We start from the raw sequence: 20,049 nt of genomic DNA, 5'->3' as shown, positions 1-20,049 counted from the left end.
TTTATGACCGTATGGTCAGTCCGAGAGGCGGGAAGTGCAGGGTGCCGGCGGGCGGCCAATAAAAAAGGCCCGCATGATGCGGGCCTTTTAACGTTAGCGAGTTGCTACGTCGTTTTCAGCTTACTGACCGTTCCAGGCGGCAATCATGGCGCGCTCGTCGTCGGTCATGCCGCTCATGTTACCCAGCGGCATGTACTTGCTGGCAACGACCTGCTTGATGCGATCGGCCTGCAGTTTAATCTGCTCGGCAGAGTCCAGTATCACACCCAGCGGGGCGGCGGCAAAGCCGGCCTGAGTCGGGTTGACCGCGTGGCACTGTACGCAACGGTTGTCCATGATGGTTTCTACTTGCGCCAGAGTGACTTCACCAGAGGCCGCACCTTCAACTGCTTGCACGGCGTCACCTGCCTGTTCGGCGTCGGTCACGGTAGCACTGTTTTGAGCCGGAGCCTGAGGCGCCGCTACGGTCTTGGAAGTGCTGGGAGCGCCAATCCAGACGGCAACCAGAATCAGTGCCACACCGGCAATCGGGTAACCAGGACGGATTTTGCCACCGTGCATCAATACAAAGTACTGACGAATCAAGGCACCGGCAAAGATGAACAGCACCATGATCACCCAGGACAGCGAGTGAGTGAAGGTGAAGGAGTAGTGGTTACTCAGCATCAGCAATACAACGGGCAGGGTGAAGTAGGTGTTGTGTACCGAGCGTTGCTTGCCACGCAAACCATCAATCGGGTTTGGTTTTTCACCGGCCTTCATGGCATTAACCATGCGGCGCTGGCCCGGGATGATCCAGAAGAACACGTTGGCAGACATGGCGGTGGCCATAACGGCACCGGTCAGCAGGAAGGCGGCACGGCCAGAGAAGATGTGCGTGCTCAGGTAAGCCACCACGACCATCATCACGGCAACGGCAACACTCAGGATACCATCGCGGGTCATGTTGGGGCTGATGCGCTTACACAGCTCGTTATACACAATCCAACCCAGCGCCAGGAAGGCCAGAGCGGCAATGTTTGCCTGGGTGCCGGTCATGTTGGCGGCCCATTCCCACGGGCTGTTGTGATTAACCAGGTAGAAGCTCGGCTTGGTCAGATACAACAGGGTGAAGAGACCAAAACCTGACAACCAGGTGGTGTAGGCCTTCCAGAATGACCAGTGCAGATCTTCCGGCAGATCTTCCGGGCTGCTTGCATACTTCTGGTTGTGATAGAAACCACCACCGTGTACCGCCCACATTTCACCAAATACGCCTTTTTTCTTACAGGCTTCACCCTTGGGTGGCTTGAGGCCGTTATCCAGCATAACGAAGTAAATTGACTCACCCAGCCATGCGATGGCTGCGATGACGTGCAGCCATCTTATTAATAAGTTACCAAAATCCAGCAGATACGCTTCCATGGTCTTACCTTCTCTGTTTCATATTTTTAGTTGGGACCCTAGCGCATCGAAACAGATGCCCAGCTTGCGTTGAGCCGGGTGCTGAGACCACATGCGCTGCCTTCTCGTGTTCAAATTGTGTACGGATTGAAATTCAAAATGTTGACAATTTGTGTGTAGATTTTTTTCAATTATATGATGAATGTCAATGTTATTTAACAGTGAAATCATATTAAACCTATTGCAAATCCTGAATTAACGTTTTCGACAAAGGTAAAAGCTATATATATCAAAGCCTTGGTGATTGCCCTCGATGAAAGCGTTCAGGAATCGGTTTCAGGCTAAAAAATGCCCAGTTGAAACCAAGCGGCATAATAATAGCGGATCTTGTGATCAAATGAGCAGTTAAATTCCGAAAAAAATGTATCGAAGATGGCTACATGTTGCATCAAATCTTGTCGGCCTGCCCTGTACCGCTTCTCGATCGCCGTTGCGTGGGCTGGGCCAGCTCGTTAGCAGGGGCTTGATGGGCCTTGAACTGAGCGACCCTGACCTTGAGCAACTGATGTAATGGCGCCGGGTCAAAACCGGTATCCAGTCGGTTCAGCACATGAGCCAGACTCTCTAGCGTCGACAGTGCCTGGCCACCGGGCCCCTTGCGAATGACATACTCGCCGGCCGGTGCCTGGCTGAAGCTTAAGGCCGGCAGTTCGCGTAGCCAGGGGTTGAGATGCAACAGCCTGCGGGTCTTGCGCCAAGTGCCGTCCAGTACGATCAATCCTCCGATGTCGGCCTTCGGCAGTGTCGCTCCCTCGGCATCCACATCCAGCGCATGAGTATCGGGATACAGCAGCCACCAGCGTCCCTTGGCCGGTGGAGGCAGGGGATCCAGGTATTCGGTGATGGCCAGTTGCATGTCGGGTAATGCCAGCCGCAACAGGGGCACCGTGCTCTTGGCGTGCCTGGCTTCCAGCGGATGCTGCAGTATCAGCACCGGCAAGGGGCAGGGCTGGGGCAAAACATGCGCGCACAGGCAGGCGCTCTGGGGCAGGTGGCAGGCGTGGCAGTAGGATCGGGACATGATACGGTGAGCTTCACGAGTACAAAAGAGCATGATAACGACAAGCGGTTCCGGGATGAAGGCCGGTGATAAAATCGACTTTTCAGGCAGGCTGAACGTAACTGCCGATTGAGGATCCGGCGCGGATCGGGGACAATAGCCTCCGTTTTATCTGTCGTTCCCCGAGTGAAGCGCCGACCGTTGCCCTTTACTCCTTCATCAAAGTAGAAGAAAGCCGACCATGTCATCACCGCAATTCCAGCAGGAAGTCGCCAAGCGCCGTACTTTCGCCATTATTTCGCACCCGGATGCGGGTAAGACCACCATCACCGAAAAGGTACTGTTGCACGGGCATGCCATTCAGACCGCGGGTACCGTCAAGGGCCGGGGCTCCAACCAGCATGCCAAGTCCGACTGGATGGAAATGGAAAAGGAGCGGGGCATCTCGGTCACCACCTCTGTGATGCAGTTTCCCTACAACAACTGCCTGATCAACCTGCTCGACACCCCGGGGCATGAAGACTTCTCGGAAGATACCTACCGCACCCTGACCGCGGTGGATTCCTGCCTGATGGTGATTGACGGCGGTAAGGGCGTAGAAGACAGAACCCGCAAGCTGATGGAAGTAACCCGGCTGCGCGACACCCCCATCGTCACCTTCGTCAACAAGCTCGACCGGGATATTCGCGATCCCATGGAGCTGCTGGACGAAGTCGAGACCGAGCTGAACATGATGTGCGCGCCCATCACCTGGCCCATCGGCAGTGGCAAGTGGTTCAAGGGGGTGTATCACCTGCACCGCGATGAAGTCATTCTCTATCAGCCGGGTAAGGGGCATACCATCCAGGATGTGAAAATCATCAAGGGGCTCGATAATCCGGCGCTGGATGAGGTGATGGATGAAAAAGAAATTGCCGACTTGCGTGAAGAGCTGGAGTTGGTGCTGGGTGCCGCTACCGAATTCGATCACGAGCTGTTTCTCCGTGGTGAACTGACGCCGGTCTATTTTGGTACCGCCCTGGGCAACTTCGGTGTGGATCATGTGCTGGACGGCCTGAGCACCTGGGCGCCGGCGCCGATGCCGCGTGCTACCCATGACCGTGAGGTGAACGCGAGCGAAGAGAAGTTTTCCGGTTTCGTGTTCAAGATCCAGGCCAACATGGATCCCCGTCACCGCGACCGCATCGCCTTCATGCGTATCGTGTCGGGCAAATACAGCCAGGGCATGAAAATGAAGCATGTGCGCCTGGGCAAGACCATCAGCATTTCCGATGCGGTGACCTTCATGGCCGGCGATCGGGAGCGGGCAGAAGAAGCCTTCGCCGGCGATATCATCGGCCTGCACAACCACGGCACCATCCAGATTGGCGACACCTTCACTCAGGGGGAAGACATCAAGTTTTCCGGCATTCCCAACTTCGCCCCCGAACTGTTCCGTCGCATCAGACTGCGGGATCCGCTCAAGCAGAAGCAGTTGCTCAAGGGCCTGGTTCAGCTGTCGGAAGAAGGGGCGGTACAGCTGTTCCGCCCGCTCGACAACAACGACCTGATCGTCGGCGCCGTGGGTGTGCTGCAGTTTGAAGTGGTGGTGGCACGACTGAAGTCCGAATATAACGTGGACGCCCTGTACGAGTCGGTCAACGTCTCCACCGCTCGCTGGGTATACTGTGATGACGCCAGGAAGCTGGACGAGTTCCGGCGCAAGGTGTCGAACAACCTGGCGCTGGATGGCGGTGACAACCTCAGCTACATAGCGCCCACCATGGTCAACCTGAACCTGGCGCAGGAACGCTACCCGAATATTCAGTTCAGCAAGACCCGCGAGCACTGATCGAATCGCTCCCGATAACAGCCCCGGCCTTTGTGCCGGGGCTTTTTTTCATTAAACAATAGAGCTGTTTGATGGACGTATAATCCTAGAACAAAGGGCCCGCTCCGCCGACCCGCTTCAGGCACATTCCTGTGGCGCTCAGCACATGACATCCCTGTCATGTGACGGTCGGCTGAGCAGATCCCTTTGTCCTCCTTTATGCACCGGCATCGTCTATTAGCATCGTCTGCAGGCCACTCGGAGTTCAAAAAGAGGTAACAGAGAACGGCTCCCACGACCGTGAAATGCCAGGGACGGCATTTCCGAGCTTAGATGGGGCAAGCTTGTCTTGCCGCGACGAATTGTTTCAACCTGACCGAACATCCAGTGAATGTTCGCAGTAGGTTGAAACAATGAGTGTCATATCTCGTAGCGTGTCGTGGGAGGTGGCTGTGTTGCCTCTGGAGTTAGGGCTTAAAAGATGGTCAGATGCTTAATTAGACTGGTATTAAGCTTGAACCTAAACAAACCCAGGACTTACCCATGCATCTCACCGACAGCCATTGCCATTTCGACTTTGCCGCCTTCGATGACGACCGTGTCGGCCATTGGCGGCGGGCGCAGGCCGTGGGCGTGCGCCGGCTGGTGATACCGGGGGTGGAGGAAGCACGCTGGCCGGCACTGCCGGGACTGTGTGCCTCGCTGCCCGGTGTTTACTATGCGTTGGGGCTGCATCCCTGGTGGGTGGCCGATGCCTCCGCCGGCTGGCAGAAAAAACTGGAGCAGGCGCTGGACCGGGCCGACGCGCGCTGCGTCGCCCTGGGCGAGATGGGGCTGGATGGCACACTGGCACTGTCGGCGAGCGAGCAGGAGGCGGCGCTCAATGCTCAACTCAGGCTGGCCCGGGAGCGGGCGTTGCCGGTGATACTGCACAGCCACAAAACCCACGATCAACTGCTGAAATGGCTGCGCCGTACGCCGCCGGTGGGGGGCGTGCTGCACGGCTTTTCCGGCTCTCTGCAGCAGGCCGAAGCGTTCTGGAAGCTGGGTATTCATCTTGGCATCGGCGGCACCATCACCTATCCGCGCGCCAGTAAAACCCGCAAGACCATCGCCGCCATGCCGGTGGAGGCCCTGGTGCTGGAAACCGATGCGCCGGACATGCCATTGTGCGGTTTTCAGGGCCAACCCAATCACCCGGCACAATTACCACGCGTGTTGAGCGCGCTGGCCGGGTTGCGCCGGCAGGATCAGACCACCCTGGCCGGGCAGTTGGAAGACAACGTGAACCGGCTGTTCGGCTGGCGCTGAATCTGCTTTGGCAGTGCCTCATTCTGAACATGATAATTTTATTGACTTTTTTATCGATTATTACCGCCGGTTACCTATTCTGTGAGCAACGACTTCGTATAAGCTGAGCCAGATGACAATGACTGTCGAATGAAGGTGACGGTTCTGGCTGGCGCTGAAAGGATAGAGATATGACCTTGCTCATGAGTCTGGTAGGGATGATGGTGTTGGTGTTTGTCGCCATTCTGTTCTCAAGCAACAGGGCGGCCATTCGGCTGCGTACCGTAGGCGGCGCCTTCGCCCTGCAGGCCGGGCTGGGTGCTCTGGTGCTGTACGTGCCGATAGGCAAGGAGATGCTGCAGTCACTGTCGGCCGGGGTAACCCAGGTGATTGCCTACGGCAACGACGGCATAAACTTTCTGTTTGGCGGTCTGGTGGGGGAGGCGGCCTCTAACAGCGGTCTGGGCTTTATTTTTGCGCTGCGGGTGCTGCCGGTCATTATCTTCTTTTCTTCGCTGATCGCGGTGCTTTATTATCTTGGCATCATGCAATGGGTGATCCGCCTTTTGGGTGGCGCCTTGCAGCGGCTGCTGGGCACCACGCGCACCGAGTCGCTGTCGGCTACCGCCAATATCTTCGTGGGTCAGACCGAAGCCCCGCTGGTGGTGCGTCCCTTTATCGCCAACATGACCGACTCCGAGCTGTTTGCGGTGATGTGCGGCGGCCTGGCCTCGGTGGCCGGCTCGGTGCTGGCCGGTTATGCGGCCATAGGGGTGCCGATGGAGTATCTGATTGCCGCTTCCTTCATGGCGGCGCCGGGCGGCCTGCTGTTCGCCAAGCTGATCATGCCCGAAGTCGAAATGCCCGCCACCAATGAATCTCTGGACCAGGTTGAGCAGGAACAAGACGAAAGGCCCGCCAATATCATCGATGCCGCCGCCATCGGCGCCAGCTCCGGCCTGCGGCTGGCGGTGAATGTGGGGGCCATGCTGCTTGCCTTTATCGGTCTTATTGCGCTGGTTAACGGCATGCTGGGCGGGCTCGGTAGCTGGGTGGGGATGGAGAGCCTGAGCCTGGAGCTGTTGCTTGGCTGGTTGTTTGCGCCGCTGGCCTTTTTACTCGGCGTGCCCTGGGAAGAGGCGATTATCGCCGGCTCTTTCATCGGCCAGAAACTGGTGCTTAACGAATTCGTTGCCTATATCAACTTTGCCCCCTACCTCGACAACAAACTGCTGGTGGAAGGCACCGGGCAGATGATGTCTGATCATACCAAGGCTATTATTTCCTTTGCCTTGTGCGGTTTTGCCAACCTGGCCTCGGTGGCCATTCTGTTGGGTGGCCTCGGCGGCATGGCGCCCGGTCGTCGACACGATATCGCCCGTTTCGGCCTCAAGGCGGTACTGGCCGGTACCCTGTCCAATCTGATGTCCGCCACCATCGCCGGTTTCTTCCTGGCGCTGGCAGGAATGCAGTAATTGCACCGGGCCAACATCGTCATGACATGACGGCAGGAGAAAAGATGACTGACACCCTATTGCAGGCTGCCGCCCGCCAGGCCCTGAGCCTGATGGATCTGACCAGCCTTAATGACGACGACACCGATGAAAAGGTGGCCGACCTGTGCAGAGCGGCGGTGACTCCGTTTGGTGCTGTCGCCGCCGTCTGTGTCTACCCGCGTTTTATCGGTGTGGCGCGCCAGACCCTGAATGAGGCGGAATCGACGGGGCAGATAAAGATTGCCACCGTCATTAATTTTCCTCACGGTGGTGACGATATCGACGTTGCCGTGCGGGAGGCCCGAGCGGCGGTAGCCGCCGGCGCCGACGAGGTGGATCTGGTGTTTCCCTGGCGTACCCTGCTGGCGGGTAACGAACAGCTGGGGCTGGCGCTGGTCACCGCCTGCAAGGCCGTCTGTGGCGAGGTGAAGCTCAAGGTGATTATCGAAAGCGGTGAGCTGAATAGCGCCGTCATGATTCGTCGCGCCGCCGAGCTTGCCATCGAGGGTGGTGCCGATTTTATCAAGACCTCCACCGGCAAGGTGGCGGTCAATGCGACCCTGGCGGCGGCCGAGGTGATGCTACAGACCATCCGCGATTCAGGAAGGGAAGTCGGCTTCAAGGCCGCCGGCGGGGTGCGTACCGCCGAAGAGGCCCAACACTATTTACGCCTGGCGGCTCGCATCATGGGGCCGGACTGGATCAGCCCCCGGCATGTTCGCTTCGGTGCCTCCAGCCTGTTGAATAACCTGCTGCAGACCCTGGGTGCCGATGATGTGAACACGCAAGCAACCGGTTACTGAGCCGGTCTTGATGGTTTGTCGACTCCGGGTTTGAAGCCTGGCCGACATTGAATGACCACAAGTCACAGGAGAAAACATGAAACGCGCCATTGTGCTGGTACTCGACTCCTTCGGCATCGGTGCCGCCGCCGACGCCTCCAGGTTTGGTGATGAAGGCGCCGACACCCTGGGCCATATAGCTGCCGCCTGCGCCAACGGCAAGGCCAATCAGGGTCGTCAGGGGCCGCTGAGCCTGCCCAATCTGGCACGGCTGGGTCTTTTTCATGCCCATGCCAGCAGCACCGGCCGGCTCGCCGAGGGCGTGACCCTGCCGACCGAGGTGGTGGGCAGTTACGGTTACGCGCAAGAGCTGTCTTCCGGCAAGGACACGCCGTCCGGCCACTGGGAGATGGCCGGGGTGCCGGTGCTGTTCGACTGGGGTTATTTTCTCGAACCCGAGCACAGCTTTCCTTCGTCGTTGATCGATGCGCTGATCGAGCAGGCGCAGCTGCCCGGCATTCTGGGCAATTGCCATGCCTCGGGCACCACCATTCTCGAACAACTGGGTGAAGAACACATCAAGAGTGGCAAGCCTATCTGCTACACCTCGGCCGACTCGGTGTTTCAGATTGCCGCTCACGAAGAACACTTCGGTCTGGAGCGGCTCTATCGGGTCTGTAACATCGCCCGCGAGCTGCTGATGCCCTACAACATCGGCCGGGTCATCGCCCGGCCCTTCATCGGTAACAGCGCCGCCGATTTCGCCCGCACCGGCAACCGGCGGGATTACAGCATAGCGCCGCCGGCACCGACGGTGCTGCAAAAGCTGGTGGAGGAAAAACAGGGCGAGGTGGTGTCCATCGGCAAGATAGCCGACATCTACGCTCATTGCGGCATCACCCGGAAGATCAAGGCCACCGGGCTGGATGCCTTGTTCGAGGCCACCCTGAACGCGCTGGAAGAAGCCGGGGATCAGACCCTGATCATGACCAACTTCGTCGACTTTGACTCAAGCTTCGGTCATAGACGCAACGTCGCCGGCTATGCCGCCGAGCTGGAAGCCTTTGATCGCCGTTTGCCCGAACTGCTGGCGCGGCTGCAGCCGGAGGATCTGCTGATCATGACTGCCGATCACGGCTGTGATCCCTCCTGGCCCGGCACCGAACATACCCGCGAACATGTGCCGGTGATCTGCCTCGGCGGCGGACTCAGGCCGGGGACGCTCGGCGGGCGAGACACCTTCGCCGACATCGGCCAGAGTCTGGCCCATTACTTCGGCACCAGCCCGATGGATTACGGCACCTCGTTTTTGTAATGCCTACCGGAGCAAACCAGTGGGCTGTTCACACCTCGGACAAAGGGAGCTGACAATCTGCCCGCATGCTGGCCGCCAGTGTGCTGTTTTCCGTAGGTCGAATTCATTCGACCGAATGATGACACTATGGCGCGCGGGCCCATTGTCCGATTTATACCAATCTAAGTAAAAATATGATCTAGTTTAAAACTGAATACTCGAGGAAACAGAGTCACCTCCCGCGACACGCCGTAAACCCATCCATGGGGGCTCGGAAAATGCCATCCCTGGCATTTCACGGTCGCGGGAGCCGATCTCTGTTGCCTCTCCTCAAGTACTGAGTTGTCTGCAGGGCGCTCCCACAGGCGACGCCGCAGCAGAGGGGCGGATGAAGGGTTCAACTCTACCGACCATCACATGACAGGACGTCATGTGCTGAGCGTCGCAGGGATGCGGTTCAGCGTGTCGGTGGAGTCGACCCTTCGTTCGACCTTTTCGGGGCAGCCAAATAGATCAGTTAGTTTTACAGATTGGTATAACGGACTTTACCCGCCAAACAGAAAAGGCGCCCGCAGGCGCCTTTGTCATTCAGTAGCTGTAACGCTTAGGCGTTGTCTTCCAGACCGACGATCAACCAGGGCGCATTGTCCTTGGTCAGATCGCGTTCCAGGTGCCATACCTCGCGAATGTCCTGCTCAACGCCTTCGCTGCTGTCGCGGTAGCGACCGCTGAACTGGATGCTGACCTGGGCCTGATAAGAGGTGTGGTCGGCGCGTACCAGTTCGGCATCCACAAACATCACCTCGGTGTGCTGGTCACCGCTCAGCTTGGCGCGTTCCTGGCTCAGCTCGGCAAACAGCTCGGGCGTCACGTATTCGCGAATCTTCTCCAGATCGTTCTGGTTCCAGGCTTGCTGCAGGGTGCGATAGTGCTCGCGAGAGCCTTGCAGAAACGCCTGCATGTCGAAGCCCTGAGGCAGGTCGAAGGGTACATCGCTGGGCGCAAAGCCGGAAGCGGCGTTGCCACCGGTAGCAGACTGACCGGGCGCGTTAAACGGCTTGGGTGCTTCAAACTGCTGCGGGCCGTTGTAGGCCGCTCTGGGGGCCGGCGCCTTGTTCTTGCGCAAAGCCTTGAACACCATGACGCCGGCAAAGGCCAGACCCGCTATCATCAGGAAGTCCATGATCTGGAACCCCTCGAAGGCGCCAGAGCCCATCAGCCAGGCCAGCATGCCACCGGCCAGCAGGCCACCGAGCAGACCACCCATCAGGCCCGATTTTTTCGGTTGCTGGGTCTGGCCGGCGGTGTTTTTACCCGCGGTTTGTTGCTGGGCAGCCGGCTGGCTGGGCGCGGTTTTGTAGGATTTGCCGACGGAACGGCTGCCGCCACCCATTTTACGGGCCTCGGCATCAAAGGCGGTGGCAGTGATGCCAACGGCGAAAATCAGGGTAAACAGGGCAAGAAGTTTACGCATTGTAGTTTCCTTGAGTGACAGACAGGCAACATCCTAAAGCAGCGACATGTTATGTCAACTGGTGATTAATAAAGCCCCAGTCTGCCTGACCCGGGCGAACGGTGACGGCTGCGGATGATGCCGGTCATTCCGATCCCGGAACAGCATGGCAGCGATACGACATCGACCTTGCGGCGAGATTGCGTGGCTATTGCCGAGTGCAGAGACAAGAATGGGCCTTTCAGAGCCGATGAAAAATCCTGATAATAGGGTCTGCTGCCAAACCAGAGAGAGAACCGATGAGCGAGAAAACCGTCACCAAAGCCGATCAGGCCGTGGCCCAGCTGAAGATGGCGCCTCACTCCTTCGAGGCGGAACAGTCCGTATTGGGTGGGCTGCTGCTGGATAACAATGCCTGGGATCGAGTGGCGGAAAAGGTCTCGGAACCGGACTTTTACAGTCGGCCGCACCGGCTTATCTTTCAGGCCATGCAGCGGCTGAGCCAGCTCAGTAATCCGATCGACTTGATCACGGTGCAGGAAGAGCTGGAACGGCACGAGTCGCTGGATACGGTCGGCGGCTTCTCTTATCTGGTGGAAATTGCCAAGAATACCCCCAGCGCCGCCAACATCGGTGCCTATGCCGACATAGTGCGCGAGCGGGCCGTGGTACGGGAAATGATCTCGGTGGCCAACGAGATTGCCGAGGCCGGTTTCGATCCGCAGGGGCGTGACTCCACCGCGCTGCTGGATCTGGCCGAAACCAAGGTATTCAAGATTGCCGAAAGCCGCACCAATGCCAACGAGGGGCCGCAACCGCTGCGGGTGTTGCTCGAAAAGACCATAGATCGTATCGAAGAGTTATATAAAAATCCCCATCAGGGCATTACCGGTGTGTCTTCCGGTTACTCGGATTTGGATAAAAAAACTGCGGGCTTCCAGTCTTCGGACCTGATTATAGTGGCAGCCCGACCTTCTATGGGTAAAACGACTTTTGCAATGAACCTTTGTGAGCACGCTGCACTAACAAGTGACAAACCTGTACTCATATTCTCCTTGGAAATGCCATCTGAGCAGATTATTATGCGGATGCTTGCTTCCCTGGGACGTATCGATCAAACCCGCATACGGACCGGGCAGCTGGATGATGAAGATTGGGCTCGATTGTCTTCAACCATGGGCATGCTGCTGGAAAAAGGTCAGCTCTATATCGATGACTCTTCCGGCCTGACACCCACCGAAGTTCGTTCCCGTGCCCGGCGCGTGGCGCGGGAGCACGGCGGCATCAGCATGATCATGATCGACTATCTGCAATTGATGACGGTGCCCAGTCTGTCCGATAACCGTACGCTGGAAATCGCCGAGATCTCCCGCTCGCTCAAGTCGCTGGCCAAGGAGTTGAAGGTACCGGTGATTGCGCTGTCCCAGCTTAACCGAAGCCTGGAGCAGCGGGCCGACAAGCGGCCGGTTAACTCGGATCTGCGGGAGTCCGGCTCTATCGAGCAGGATGCCGACTTGATCATGTTTATCTACCGGGACGAGGTCTATCACGACGACACGCCGGAGAAAGGCATCGCCGAAATCATCATCGGCAAGCAACGGAACGGACCCATAGGCAAGGTTCGGCTGACGTTTCAGGGGCAGTTTTCCCGCTTCGATAACTATGCCGGACCGGATTTCGATGATGACTATTAAGGAGCAGAGATGGATGCACATGGGGCGGTGGCCCGCATCAGTCTGGAAGCAGTTCGGCATAACCTGCAAGTAGCCAGGCAGCTGGCACCCACGGCCAAAGCCATGGCGGTGGTGAAAGCCAATGCCTATGGCCACGGCGATTTGACCGTGGCGGCGGCGCTCAAGGACGACGCCCACCTGTTTGCGGTGGCCCGGTTTGAAGAAGCACAAAAGTTGCGTGCCGGCGGCATTCGCCAGCCGATTCTGCTGCTGGAAGGGTTTTTCAACTCGGCCCAGCTTGAATTCTCTGCGCTGAACAACTTCCACCTCTGCATTCATCAGTATGCCCAGCTCGAGGCACTGGAACAGACGCCGTTGGCGGCACCGGTGACGGTGTGGGTGAAAATAGACTCGGGCATGCACCGTGTCGGGTTTTCCCCCGAGCAGGCCGATGAAGTCTTTGCCCGGCTGGCGGCCATCGCTCAGGTGGTGCAGCCGGTGAATGCCATGACCCACTTCGCCCGGGCCGACGAGCCAGAGCAGCAGGCGGTGACCGAGGCGCAGATTGCTCGCTTCAAGCAGGTGACCGCCGGTAAGGTCAAGCATACCGCCCTGTGCAACTCTGCCGGCGTTATCGCCTTTCCCGATGCCCACGCCGACTATATTCGTCCCGGTATCATGCTCTATGGCATTACCCCGTTTGGCGATCGGCAGGGCACCGATTTCGGGCTGCGTCCGGCGATGAACTTTACCACCAGCCTGATTGCCGTGCGCGAGCACAAGGCCGGGGAGCCGGTGGGCTATGCCGGCTCCTGGGTCAGCCCGCGCGATACCCGGATCGGGGTGATTGCGGTCGGTTACGGCGACGGCTACCCGCGCATGGCACCTGCCGGCACCCCGGTGCTGATCAACGGTCGCCGGGTCACGCTGGCGGGCCGGGTGTCGATGGACATGGCCACCGTCGATCTGGGTCCGGATGCCACCGACCAGGTGGGTGATGAGGTGCTGCTGTGGGGCGAAGGCCTGGCGGCGGAAGAAGTGGCCCGTCACATAGGCACCATCGCCTACGAGCTGGTCACCCGCATGACGGCGCGTCCTCGACTCGAATACGTCGACTGACGCCGCCGTTGGGTGCCAAAAGGCCAGCTCGGTGCATGCACGGGCTGGCCTTTTTTGTACCTGCTTACGTCTGTGGTAATAGGGTTATTGACGGCTGAACAAGGGCGTCGGTGTCCGAGATCGAAACCAGGCCAGCAGCAATAGCGCCGGCAGGTTCATCAGAATGCCGTACAGCAGCGCCATCATCGCCAGCTCGTCGGATCCCAGTTGGGTATAGGCCACCAGAATGGCGATGGCGCCGTTCTGAATGCCGACTTCAAACGCCAGACTGCGGCAGCTTGCCGCCGGGCAGCGGGCCAGCCAGGCCAGCAGGTAGCCCGCGCTCAGCGCCAGGGCGCACAGCAGCAACATGGCCAGCGCCGAGCGACCCAGCAGCGATGGCAGCTGCTGCAGGTTGCGGGCCACCAGCGCCAGCAGCAGCAGCATGAACAGAAACCCGACCAGCTGTTTCAGGCGAGGTTGATGCCGATCCACCCAGGTGCGGTGGTAGCGGCGAATCATCATGCCGGCCACCACCGGCACGATGCAGATCAAGGCCAGCTGCGCCATGGTCGGCCCAAGGGGGAGCGCCAGGGTGCCGCTGTCGATGCCGAGCCAGGGTAACTGGATCATGATGGCCACCGGCATCCACAGCGGGGCCAGCAGGCCGACAAATGCGGTCAGGCTGACGGAAAGGGCGGTGTCGCCGTCGGCCAGAAAGCTGAACATATTGGAGGTGGCGCCGCCGGGCGCGGCGCTAATCAGGATCAACGCCGCCGCAGTGCTGGTGGGCAGTTCCAGGGTCACGATCAGTAACCAGGCCAGCAGCGGCAGCAATCCCCATTGCATCGCCAGCCCCAATACCAGAGGCCGAGGTTTCTGGCGCAAGCGGCTAAAGTGGCGAGTTTCCAGCGTCATGCCCATCACCAGGGTCATCAGCGCCAGCATCAGGGGCAACAGTATGGTCAGCACAGGGGCCATGGCCTCGACAGTTGTTGATGAACAACAGGCGAGGGTAGCATGGCCGGTGTTTTATGGGCTGATCCGGATCATGATTCGGATCCACGACGATGAATAAACTCGTTCTTGGCCGGGTTCCATTTCAGATAATACCAGGGAGTATCGGTCTGCCAGACCGGGAAGGTGATTTCAATCTGGTTATCTTGGTAGCGGTAGAGCGAGGTACTCATGTTGACCTCGCTCGCCAGTAAAAAGGCGACCAGCAGCAGTAACAGTCCTTTGATTAGCGTACCCATCGTGCATCCTTGTCGAGATGGAATGCATTAACTATATCAGCAGTTCGAATGTTCCGCCTGGCACTGTTGGCAATGACCATGCGCCTCGATGGATTGGCTGGTGATGGCAAAGCCGTGTAATCGGGCCTGATGCTCGAACGCATTGTTGATGGCTTCGTCGTGCAGCTCGACCACCTGGCCGCAGTGGGTACAAATCAGCAACTGCATGGGGTGATGCTCGGCAAAATGATCACAGAACAAAAAGGCATTGAGCGATTCCACCTTGTGTACGAACCCCTGCGCCAGCAAAAAGTCCAGCGCCCGGTACACGGTGGGCGGCTTGGCGTTGGGCTCCAGCTCCTTGAGCCGGTCCAGCAAATCGTAGGCGCTGACCGCACCCTTGTGCCCGGCCATCAGGGTAAAAACGTGGCGGCGGGTGGGGGTAAAACGCACGCCACGCTGCTGACACAATTGCTCGGCACGCTCAAGCTGGTGTTGAATCGACATGAATGATGATGACCTTTAATGACTTCTGGTCGCATCTTACCACAGCCGGATCCGCCTTCACCCGATCAAGGTTGGGTCTGTGAGCCAGCTTGGGTATAATGCCCGGCTCTTTGGTCAAAAAGTCGTCACCTTCATGAGTCATTATCCCAGCGCCCGTTTTTCCGTTGCTCCCATGCTCGACTGGACGGATCGTCATTGCCGTTATTTTCATCGCCTGCTCAGCCGCCATGCCCAGCTGTACACCGAAATGGTGACCACGGGCGCCATTATTCACGGCAAGGGGGATTATCTGGCTTTTAACGAGCAGGAGCATCCATTGGTGCTGCAGCTGGGTGGCAGTAATCCGCAAGCGCTGGCCCGTTGTGCGGAGCTTGCCGAACAGCGCGGCTATGACGAAATCAACCTCAATGTGGGTTGCCCCTCGGATCGGGTGCAAAACGGCATGTTTGGTGCCTGCCTGATGGCCGAGCCCCAGCGGGTGGCCGACAGCGTGGCTGCCATGAAAGCGGCGGTGGCGATTCCGGTGACGGTGAAAACCCGTATCGGCATCGATGAACAGGACAGCTACGCGTTTCTCTGCACCCTGGTCGACGGACTGGTGGACGCCGGAGTCGATGCGCTGGTGGTACATGCCCGCAAGGCCTGGCTCAAGGGCCTTAGCCCCAAGGAAAACCGGGAAATTCCGCCGCTCGACTATGAGCGGGTGTATCGGCTCAAGCGCGACTATCCCGCGCTGACCATCGCCGTGAACGGCGGCATCAAGACACTGGAAGAAGCGAAACAGCACCTGACGCATCTGGATGGCGTCATGCTGGGCCGCGAAGCCTATCAAAACCCCTACCTGCTGGCGCAGGTAGATGCCGAGCTGTTCGGTGACCGGCATGAGGTGCCCAGCCGCCATCAGGTGGTGCGCAACCTGCTGCCCTACATAGAGCAGCAACTGACCCGGGGCACCTATCTTGGCAATGTTACCCGCCATACCCTGGGCATCTTTCAGGGATTGCCGGGCGCGCGGGCCTGGCGCCGTCACCTGAGCGAAAACGCCCATAAACCCGGTGCCGGCCCGGAGGTGGTAGAAGCGGCCATGGCCAGGGTGCCGGAGTCGGTACCCGAGACCATGCCGGAGCCTGGCCTGGGTGTTACCGGCTGATCATAATGCTCTCCCATGCCGGCATAGAGGTGTGAGGTATTTAAGCGGGAACCCTGGTCATACAGGGTTCCCGCTTTTTATGGTTATTGATAGTTAAAGGTTATCAAAGTTGTTGATTATAACGATTTAAGCAATAGGTCGGTTGTGGGCATAATGACCCTACTCAAGCGAAACGTACCGAATAAGGATCACTCTATGTTGACTGATAAAACCGGCCAGGCCATTCCCCAGGTTACCTTCAGAACCCGTCAGGGCGAGCAGTGGGTCGACGTGACCTCCGACGAGCTCTTCAAGGACAAGACGGTAGTGGTGTTCTCTTTGCCCGGCGCCTTTACCCCGACCTGTTCTTCCACTCACCTGCCGCGTTACAACGAGCTGGCGCCGGTGTTGTTTGAAAACCGGGTGGACGACATTATCTGTATCAGCGTCAACGATACCTTTGTCATGAACGCCTGGCTCAAGGATCAGGAAGCGGAGCACATTCGGGTGATTCCCGATGGCAACGGCGAGTTCACCGATGGCATGGGCATGCTGGTCGACAAACAGGATCTGGGCTTCGGCAAGCGTTCCTGGCGTTATTCCATGCTGGTGAAAAACGGCATCGTAGAGCAGATGTTCATCGAGCCCAACAAGCCGGGTGACCCCTTCGAAGTATCGGACGCCGATACCATGCTGGCGCACATCAACCCGCAGGCGGCCAAGCCCTCGGCCATTACCCTGTTCAGCAAGCCGGGTTGTCCCTTCTGTGCCCGCGCCAAGCAACTGCTGCTGGATAAGGGCATGCGCTATGAAGAAGTGATATTGGGTCAGGATGCCACCAGCATCAGCCTGAAGGCGGTATCGGGCCGCAGCACGGTGCCACAAGTCTTCATCGATGGCCGACATATCGGCGGCAGCGACGAGCTGGCAGAGCATCTGGCATAAACTAGAGTAAAGGGGCGAAAGCCCCTTTTTCCTGTTCCGGTTATTCCCATTCCCGCTCTTTCAATCCCGGAGGTTCGTCGTGCTCAAGCATATCAGCGCCGAGGTCGCCATTATTGGTAGCGGTACCGCCGGGCTGGCGGCCTGGCGTGCCGCCCGTGCCCATCATAAGCATGTGATCATGATTGAAAACGGTCCCTATGGTACTACCTGTGCCCGGGTGGGCTGCATGCCTTCCAAGTTGTTGATTGCCGCCGCCGACAGCGCGCATCAGGTGCGCCAGGCGCCCGGTTTTGGCATTTATCCGGGCGAGCTGGTCATCGATGGGCATGCGGTCATGTCCCGGCTCAAGGCCGAGCGGGATCGCTTCGTCGGCTTTGTGCTCGATTCGGTGGCCTCGATAGCGGACGAGCACAAGATCGTCGGTCATGCGCGTTTCCAGGATGAACACACACTGCTGGTGGATGATCACACTCGAGTCGAGGCGAAAACCGTGGTGATCGCCACCGGATCCCGGCCCGTCTATCCGGATGACTGGCGTCGTCTCGGTGATCGACTGCTGATCAACGACGATGTGTTCGAGTGGGACAGCTTGCCGAACTCGGTGGCGGTGTTCGGCCCCGGCGTTATCGGCCTGGAGCTGGGGCAGGCGCTGCACCGGCTAGGCGTTCGCGTCTGGATGTTTGGCATGGGAGGCAAGATTGGCCCCTTTACCGATCCTCGGGTGATGGCCTGCGCCGAACATCATTTACAGCAGGAATTCTTTCTCGATGCGGATGCCGAGGTGCAGCGCATGGAGCGCAACGGCGAGCAGGTGGACATCGACTTCTGCAATGCCAAGGGCGTGACCGAAGGCATTACGGTGGACTATGTGATTGCCGCCACCGGTCGGCAGCCCAATGTTGACCGCCTGGACCTTGAGTCGCTGAACATCAAGCAGGACGACAGGGGCGTGCCGGTGGTGGATCCCTGCACCATGCAGACCAGTGTGGCGCATATTTTCGTGGCCGGTGACGCCAGTAACCTGTTGCCGCTGTTGCACGAGGCCAGCGATCAGGGACGCATCGCCGGGGATAACGCGGGTCGTTATCCCGAGGTGCGGGCCGGTTTGCGCCACAGCACTCTGTCGGTGGTGTTTACCGCGCCGCAAATCGCCATGGTAGGCAACAGTTTCGCTGAGCTTGAGCGGCGTTACGGGGATGGCGGTTTCGCCATCGGTCAGGCGAGCTTTGAGGATCAGGGCCGCAGCCGGGTGATGCGGCGTAATCAGGGGATGTTGCGGCTCTATGGCGAGCCGGGCAGCGGCTTGTTTCTCGGTGCCGAAATGACGGCGCCGGATGCGGAGCACCTGGCTCACCTGCTGGCCTGGGCGCATCAGAGTCGAATGACGGTCGCGCAAATGCTGACCATGCCGTTTTATCACCCGGTCGTGGAAGAGGGACTCAGAACCGCACTGCGGGATCTGCACACCAGCCTGCGGCAGGGAGCCGCCATGGGGGATCCCTGCATGGAGTGCGGGGTGGGGAGCTAGCCCCGGGCCGGCTTTTCATTTGCGGTTAAATCGGTAATGATGGCCGCAAACGCGCATGCTGATAACGGGGAAGACGTGAATTTAAGGGATCTGGAATATCTGGTGGCGCTGGCCGAAGAGCGCCACTTTCGCAAGGCGGCGGAAAAATGTTTTGTCAGTCAACCGACCCTGAGCGGCCAGCTGCGCAAGCTGGAAGACGAGCTGGGCGTGGTGCTGATGGAACGCACCTCGCGCAAGGTGCTGTTTACCCCGGCCGGTGACGCCATTACCGCCCAGGCCCGCCGAGTACTGGCAGAAACCAAGGAACTGCGCGATACCGCCCGCACCTTTACCGAGCCGATGTCGGGCGAGTTGCACATCGGCCTGATCCCGACCGTCGGCCCTTATCTGCTGCCCCATATCATTCCGGTACTGAAACAGCATTTCCCCGAGCTGCACATCTACCTGTACGAAGCCCAGACCCATACCCTGCTGAAGCAACTGGCCGACGGCGATCTGGACTGCCTGATCCTGGCTCAGCTCGATAGCATGGATAACTTCGGCTCCTTGCCATTATATGACGAGCCAATGATGCTGGCGTTGCCGACCGAGCATGCCTGGGCCGGTCGTGAACAGATTGCATTGAACGAGCTGCAGGGAGAAAAGTTGCTGATGCTGGAAGACGGCCATTGCCTGCGGGATCAGGCCATGGGTTTCTGCTTTGCCGCCGGTATCGGTGAAGACAACCATTTTCAGGCCACCAGCCTGGAAACCCTGCGCAACATGGTGGCGGCAGGGTCGGGGCTGACCCTGATCCCTCAGCTGGCGGTTGGTTTGCACAATGGCAATCTGGGGGTGAGTTACCTGCCGGTAGTGAATCCCGAGCCCCACCGCACCATCTCTCTGCTGTATCGTATTCATTCGGTGCGCCGCCCCTGTTTCAATGAAATGGCCAAGGTGATCAGCCAGTTGATCAAGGGGCTGCTGTAATACCAATTTGCATAAAGATCTGATCATTAATTTAAATCTGAGATCAGAGGCAACACAGCCACCTCCCACGACACGCCACTGATAAATGACACTCACCGTTTCAGCCTGCTGCGAACATTCACTGGATGTTCGGTCAGGCCAAAACAGTTCATCACGCGAGACAAGCTCGCCCCATCTAAGCTCGGAAATGCCGTCCCTGGCATTTCACGGTCGTGGGAGTTGATCTCTGTTGCCTCTTCTCAAATACCGAGTTGTCTGTAGACGGTGCCAACAGGTAACTCGCTGGCATCAGGGAGGATCAAGGGATCTGCTCCGCCGACCCTCCGCGCCAAGGACGGCGCGGCGGAGCCTACATGGAGGTATTCACGGCGTGTCGGAGGAGCGGGTCTTTTATCCG

The 20,049-nt window shown here is 58.6% G+C and carries 17 protein-coding genes; 11 read left to right on the top strand and 6 right to left on the bottom strand.

Annotated elements, in window-relative coordinates; translation table 11 throughout:
• Nucleotides 1–120: 120 nt before the first annotated feature.
• Nucleotides 121–1,404 carry a urate hydroxylase PuuD gene (locus Q0753_RS08710; protein ID WP_298719524.1) on the bottom strand — a complete coding sequence of 428 codons (1,284 nt, stop codon included), beginning with the start codon at nucleotides 1,402–1,404 and terminating at the stop codon, nucleotides 121–123.
• Nucleotides 1,405–1,831: 427 nt separating this feature from the next.
• Complete coding sequence (locus Q0753_RS08705; RefSeq protein ID WP_298719522.1) at nucleotides 1,832–2,464, bottom strand: tRNA-uridine aminocarboxypropyltransferase; 633 nt, start codon at nucleotides 2,462–2,464, stop codon at nucleotides 1,832–1,834.
• A gap of 220 nt (nucleotides 2,465–2,684) precedes the next feature.
• Here Q0753_RS08705 and prfC point away from each other — a divergent pair, with 220 nt between their 5' ends.
• The 5 genes from prfC to Q0753_RS08680 all read left to right on the top strand — a co-directional run bounded on the left by prfC (nucleotide 2,685) and on the right by Q0753_RS08680 (nucleotide 9,136).
• The gene (gene prfC / locus Q0753_RS08700; RefSeq protein WP_298719519.1) at nucleotides 2,685–4,274 is read left to right on the top strand and encodes a peptide chain release factor 3; all 1,590 of its coding nucleotides are present in this window, start codon (nucleotides 2,685–2,687) and stop codon (nucleotides 4,272–4,274) included.
• A 522-nt stretch (nucleotides 4,275–4,796) separates the two neighbouring features.
• Nucleotides 4,797–5,564, top strand: coding sequence for a TatD family hydrolase (locus tag Q0753_RS08695; RefSeq protein ID WP_298719517.1), 768 nt, complete (start codon nucleotides 4,797–4,799; stop codon nucleotides 5,562–5,564).
• Between the two features lie 170 nt (nucleotides 5,565–5,734).
• The gene (locus Q0753_RS08690) at nucleotides 5,735–7,018 is read left to right on the top strand and encodes a NupC/NupG family nucleoside CNT transporter (protein ID WP_298719515.1); all 1,284 of its coding nucleotides are present in this window, start codon (nucleotides 5,735–5,737) and stop codon (nucleotides 7,016–7,018) included.
• Between the two features lie 44 nt (nucleotides 7,019–7,062).
• Complete coding sequence (deoC, locus tag Q0753_RS08685) at nucleotides 7,063–7,842, top strand: deoxyribose-phosphate aldolase (RefSeq protein ID WP_298719513.1); 780 nt, start codon at nucleotides 7,063–7,065, stop codon at nucleotides 7,840–7,842.
• Between the two features lie 76 nt (nucleotides 7,843–7,918).
• On the top strand, nucleotides 7,919–9,136 hold the full coding sequence (locus Q0753_RS08680) for a phosphopentomutase (protein WP_298719511.1): 1,218 nt from the start codon (nucleotides 7,919–7,921) through the stop codon (nucleotides 9,134–9,136).
• A 583-nt stretch (nucleotides 9,137–9,719) separates the two neighbouring features.
• Here Q0753_RS08680 and Q0753_RS08675 read toward each other — a convergent pair.
• On the bottom strand, nucleotides 9,720–10,589 hold the full coding sequence (locus Q0753_RS08675; protein WP_298719509.1) for a TIM44-like domain-containing protein: 870 nt from the start codon (nucleotides 10,587–10,589) through the stop codon (nucleotides 9,720–9,722).
• A gap of 278 nt (nucleotides 10,590–10,867) precedes the next feature.
• On the opposite strand from Q0753_RS08675, the gene dnaB reads away from it, so the two are divergent.
• Both dnaB and alr read left to right on the top strand, forming a co-directional pair.
• A complete protein-coding gene (dnaB, locus tag Q0753_RS08670) occupies nucleotides 10,868–12,262 on the top strand; it encodes a replicative DNA helicase (RefSeq protein ID WP_298719507.1) in 1,395 nt (464 codons plus the stop codon).
• Nucleotides 12,263–12,271: 9 nt separating this feature from the next.
• Nucleotides 12,272–13,360 (top strand): alanine racemase, encoded by a 1,089-nt coding sequence (gene alr, locus Q0753_RS08665; protein ID WP_298719505.1) that lies wholly within the window; start codon nucleotides 12,272–12,274, stop codon nucleotides 13,358–13,360.
• An 84-nt stretch (nucleotides 13,361–13,444) separates the two neighbouring features.
• Here the strand turns inward: alr and Q0753_RS08660 are convergent, their stop codons facing one another.
• The 3 genes from Q0753_RS08660 to zur form a co-directional block, all read right to left on the bottom strand.
• Nucleotides 13,445–14,320: a bile acid:sodium symporter gene (locus Q0753_RS08660; protein ID WP_298719503.1), complete on the bottom strand. Its 876-nt coding sequence runs from the start codon at nucleotides 14,318–14,320 to the stop codon at nucleotides 13,445–13,447.
• A 68-nt stretch (nucleotides 14,321–14,388) separates the two neighbouring features.
• Complete coding sequence (locus tag Q0753_RS08655) at nucleotides 14,389–14,595, bottom strand: hypothetical protein (RefSeq protein WP_298719502.1); 207 nt, start codon at nucleotides 14,593–14,595, stop codon at nucleotides 14,389–14,391.
• A 36-nt stretch (nucleotides 14,596–14,631) separates the two neighbouring features.
• The gene (gene zur, locus Q0753_RS08650; protein WP_298719500.1) at nucleotides 14,632–15,081 is read right to left on the bottom strand and encodes a zinc uptake transcriptional repressor Zur; all 450 of its coding nucleotides are present in this window, start codon (nucleotides 15,079–15,081) and stop codon (nucleotides 14,632–14,634) included.
• A 133-nt stretch (nucleotides 15,082–15,214) separates the two neighbouring features.
• On the opposite strand from zur, the gene dusA reads away from it, so the two are divergent.
• From dusA to oxyR, 4 genes are all read left to right on the top strand, one after another.
• Nucleotides 15,215–16,231: a tRNA dihydrouridine(20/20a) synthase DusA gene (dusA, locus tag Q0753_RS08645; RefSeq protein ID WP_298719571.1), complete on the top strand. Its 1,017-nt coding sequence runs from the start codon at nucleotides 15,215–15,217 to the stop codon at nucleotides 16,229–16,231.
• A gap of 195 nt (nucleotides 16,232–16,426) precedes the next feature.
• A complete protein-coding gene (locus tag Q0753_RS16675) occupies nucleotides 16,427–17,155 on the top strand; it encodes a glutathione peroxidase (RefSeq protein WP_367179498.1) in 729 nt (242 codons plus the stop codon).
• A gap of 79 nt (nucleotides 17,156–17,234) precedes the next feature.
• Nucleotides 17,235–18,683, top strand: coding sequence for a dihydrolipoyl dehydrogenase (locus Q0753_RS08630; protein WP_298719498.1), 1,449 nt, complete (start codon nucleotides 17,235–17,237; stop codon nucleotides 18,681–18,683).
• Nucleotides 18,684–18,758: 75 nt separating this feature from the next.
• Nucleotides 18,759–19,652: a DNA-binding transcriptional regulator OxyR gene (gene oxyR / locus Q0753_RS08625; protein WP_298719567.1), complete on the top strand. Its 894-nt coding sequence runs from the start codon at nucleotides 18,759–18,761 to the stop codon at nucleotides 19,650–19,652.
• The last annotated feature ends 397 nt before the right edge of the window (nucleotides 19,653–20,049 follow it).

This window comes from uncultured Oceanisphaera sp. (assembly GCF_947495715.1).
Lineage (GTDB): Bacteria > Pseudomonadota > Gammaproteobacteria > Enterobacterales > Aeromonadaceae > Oceanimonas > Oceanimonas sediminis.
Note: the sequence above shows the minus strand (reverse complement) of the source record. Positions and strands in the feature narration are given on the sequence as shown.